The sequence below is a fragment of the Shigella sp. SIG3 genome, assembly GCF_053555855.1.
Genome location: NZ_JBQZXE010000193.1, coordinates 1 through 4,028 on the forward strand (window position 1 = coordinate 1; position 4,028 = coordinate 4,028).

At 48.4% G+C, this 4,028-nt stretch carries 3 protein-coding genes; 2 read left to right on the forward strand and 1 reads right to left on the reverse strand.

The features are described 5' to 3' along the window. Positions 1–60: 60 nt before the first annotated feature. Positions 61–1,710, reverse strand: a complete 1,650-nt coding sequence (locus ACUU1I_RS19880) for an alpha,alpha-trehalase (RefSeq protein ID WP_000934200.1) — start codon at positions 1,708–1,710, stop codon at positions 61–63. A 404-nt stretch (positions 1,711–2,114) separates the two neighbouring features. Between ACUU1I_RS19880 and ccp the strand changes: the two genes are divergently transcribed. Next, a complete protein-coding gene (gene ccp, locus ACUU1I_RS19885) occupies positions 2,115–3,512 on the forward strand; it encodes a cytochrome c peroxidase (RefSeq protein ID WP_000784829.1) in 1,398 nt (465 codons plus the stop codon). Between the two features lie 210 nt (positions 3,513–3,722). Further along, positions 3,723–4,028: pyridoxal-dependent decarboxylase (locus ACUU1I_RS19890; protein WP_000372180.1), on the forward strand; the 306-nt coding region annotated here is incomplete at its 3' end.

A 4,028-nucleotide genomic window follows, 5' to 3' on the forward strand; every position in this document is an offset into this window, starting at 1 on the left:
CTCCTCCTGAAGAGGATAATTTTACAGCCAGCAGGAAGTTAGCGGCTGGCTGTAAAAATATTATGGTTCGCCGTACAAACCAATTAAACGGCGTACCACACCGTTAGTCCAGCCAAACCCATCCTGCAACGGATACTCGCCACCGCCGCCTTCGCGGGAAACACCATCGGCAATATGGTATTTCTCGATCATTTTGTGCTGTTCCAGATAGAACTGATTCACCGTTTTCAGCCAACTGCGCGCGATTTCATCACCCAGAAGGTCATCGCCATACATTTTAAATCCCTGAATTGCCATCCATTGTAACGGTGCCCAGCCGTTGGGTTTATCCCACTGTTCACCGGTTTCGTACTCGCTTGCCAAAATCCCGCCAGGTGTCAGTAACCGGCTGCGTACGGCGTTTGCCAGACGATCGGCCTGTTCATGGTTCGCCATGCCGACATAGAGCGGCACAATGGCGGCAGCGGAAAACAGCGCCAGTTGTTCGCGTCGCCAGTCGTAATCGCGGTAGATGCCGTTTTCATCATCCCAGAGGTAACGGTTTACCGCATCGCGACGGGCACTGGCCTTCTGGCGGAACAGCGCTTCTGTCTCTTTCTCGCCTTTCAGCGCCGAGATGTTGGCGATGGCGCTCTCCAGTTTAAACAGGAAGGCATTCAGATCGATGGGGATGAACTGGGTGGTACGAATGCTCGCCAGACGACCAGTATCACGCAGCCAACGGGAAGAGTAATCCCAACCGGAGGCCGCTCCCGCGCGTAAATCGCGGTACACCTCGTTGGGCGGGCGACCAGAATGTTTCGCGGTTTCAACGTCCTCAAGCCAGGATTCGTCACGCGGCGTGTCGCGATCGTCCCAGTAACGGTTGAGCAGCGATCCGTCCGGCATCCGCACAACATGGCGATAGGCCTGATTAGGGATCAACGATTCTGCACCGTCCATCCAGAAGGCATATTCCATTTTAAGGTGGTCGAGATAGCGGCGCGCACCGCGTACACCATCTTCTTCAAACAACTCCACCATCAGCGCAAAAACCGGTGGTTGCGAGCGGCTCAAATAATAGGTGCGGTTGCCGTTGGGGATGTGACCGTAGTTTTCGATCATCCAGGCGAAGTTATCGGCCATGCATTTCAGCAAATCTTCCCGACCACTTTCCGCCAGTCCCAGCATGGTGAAATAGGAATCCCAATAGTAGGTTTCGCTAAAACGGCCGCCCGGGACAATATATGACTGCGGTAGCGCCAGCAGAGAAGACCACGGAATGTGATCCTGTGGTTCGCGGGTTAGCACCGGCCACAGCTGGTCGATATGCTCTTTCAGGGAATTTTGCGGGTCCGATACATACTCGCTGGAGTAGACCTCCGGCAGCCAGAAGTGATTTTCAACAAACTTGCGCAAGTCAAAATCACGATGACGGCGCACTTTACGGTAGCGGATTAAAATATCCAGCGGGTCCATTTTGGGTGCGCAGTCGGGAAAGGTTTTACTGTCGGGGAAAATTTTCGCCGACTGAACATGCTCGAACAGTTCGAGATAGCGATCGGCAGGCGTCAGCGCATCAGAGGCGGGCAGCCCTTCAATCATCTCGGGTTCCGGTTCTGCCTCGATCATCTCATCCAGTTTTAATTCATACAGGTCCAGTTCATAGCAGAGATCGACCTCGATCATCAGTTCGTCTGGATTAGGGTTTTGAATTTTCTGATTGAGCATAAGGATCCAACCTCCGAAATTCGTCGCTAATTATCGGGCTTTTCTTTAAGGGTAGTCATTCGCTCCGCCTGGTGGGCGACAAAGCGTGCGGTGGATCACGTTTATTAACTTGTCAAAAAATATAACGCACTAATATCAATGGAATTTATAAAAATACGGATTTGGTGTTGTTTTTCATTTTCAGAACATTCAATCCTGCTCTCGCCGCAATCATGATATGCCATTCCTGATCTGGGTAATAGGCACAGGCTATCTTATTGATAGTTTATATTCATGTAATTGATTGATTCCTATCAAAAAGCGTATCTCCCTGTTTTTTATGATGGCTTTGTCTCGCAGAGACGTTTACAGCATTCTGGAAAATTTTCTGGGTCACAATAACTCACCACCGTGAGGGAAGAATAATGAAAATGGTCTCACGTATTACCGCGATCGGCCTGGCTGGCGTCGCGATTTGCTATTTAGGGTTATCTGGTTATGTGTGGTACCACGATAATAAACGCAGTAAACAGGCCGATGTTCAGGCATCTGCTGTCAGTGAAAATAATAAGGTTTTAGGCTTTCTCCGCGAAAAAGGATGCGACTATTGCCACACGCCTTCGGCAGAATTACCCGCCTATTATTATATTCCTGGCGCGAAACAGTTGATGGATTACGACATTAAGCTTGGATATAAATCTTTTAACCTCGAGGCCGTGCGTGCGGCACTGCTGGCTGATAAACCCGTTTCGCAAAGCGATCTGAATAAGATTGAATGGGTGATGCAGTATGAAACTATGCCACCAACGCGTTATACCGCGCTACACTGGGCGGGTAAGGTGAGTGATGAAGAGCGGGCGGAAATACTGGCCTGGATTGCAAAACAGCGCGCGGAATATTACGCCAGCAATGATACTGCTCCGGAGCATCGCAATGAACCGGTGCAGCCCATCCCGCAAAAACTGCCTACCGATGCGCAAAAAGTGGCGTTGGGCTTTGCGCTGTATCACGATCCCCGTTTATCGGCTGATAGCACCATTTCATGCGCTCATTGCCATACGTTGAATGCGGGGGGCGTCGATGGCAGAAAAACATCGATTGGTGTTGGTGGCGCAGTTGGGCCGATTAATGCGCCGACGGTATTTAACTCAGTATTTAACGTTGAGCAGTTCTGGGATGGTCGTGCGGCAACATTGCAGGATCAGGCAGGTGGACCGCCGTTGAACCCGATTGAAATGGCGTCGAAATCCTGGGACGAAATTATTGCTAAGCTGGAAAAAGATCCGCAGCTTAAAGCGCAGTTCCTCGAAGTTTATCCGCAAGGTTTCAGTGGCGAAAATATTACTGATGCCATTGCTGAATTTGAGAAAACATTAATTACGCCGGATTCCCCATTTGATAAATGGTTGCGTGGAGATGAAAATGCGCTGACGGCGCAACAGAAAAAAGGCTATCAATTATTTAAAGATAATAAATGTGCAACTTGTCATGGTGGTATTATTCTCGGCGGACGTTCCTTTGAACCGTTGGTGCTGAAAAAAGACTTTAACTTTGGGGAAATTACGGCGGCGGATATTGGTCGTATGAATGTGACTAAAGAAGAGCGTGATAAATTGCGTCAGAAAGTACCCGGTTTACGTAACGTTGCTTTAACGGCACCGTACTTCCATCGCGGTGACGTGCCGACGCTGGACGGGGCGGTGAAACTGATGCTGCGCTATCAGGTAGGCAAAGAGCTGCCGCAGGAGGATGTGGATGATATCGTAGCTTTCCTGCACAGTCTGAACGGGGTGTACACGCCGTATATGCAGGATAAACAATAATTAATTTGATCGCCCGAACAGGAATGTTTGGGCGATTTTTATTACGATAATAAAGTCTGTTTTTAATATTATCATGTTAAATGTTTATATTATAAAAAGTCGTTTTTCTGCTTAGGATTTTGTTATTTAAATTAAGCCTGTAATGCCTTGCTTCCATTGCGGATAAATCCTACTTTTTTATTGCCTTCAAATAAATTTAAGGAGTTCGAAATGGACCAGAAGCTGTTAACGGATTTCCGCTCAGAACTACTCGATTCACGTTTTGGCGCAAAGGCCATTTCTACTATCGCGGAGTCAAAACGATTTCCGCTGCACGAAATGCGCGATGATGTCGCATTCCAGATTATCAATGATGAATTATATCTTGATGGCAACGCTCGTCAGAACCTAGCCACTTTCTGCCAGACCTGGGACGACGAAAACGTCCATAAATTGATGGATTTGTCGATCAATAAAAACTGGATCGACAAAGAAGAATATCCGCAATCCGCAGCCATCGACCTGCGTTGCGTAAAT

Bases quoted from the DNA above. Each gene is read 5' to 3' on its own strand.
- ACUU1I_RS19880 (WP_000934200.1), bottom strand. From the start codon at position 1,710: ATGCTCAATCAGAAAATTCAAAACCCTAATCCAGACGAACTGATGATC.
- ccp (WP_000784829.1), top strand. From the start codon at position 2,115: ATGAAAATGGTCTCACGTATTACCGCGATCGGCCTGGCTGGCGTCGCG.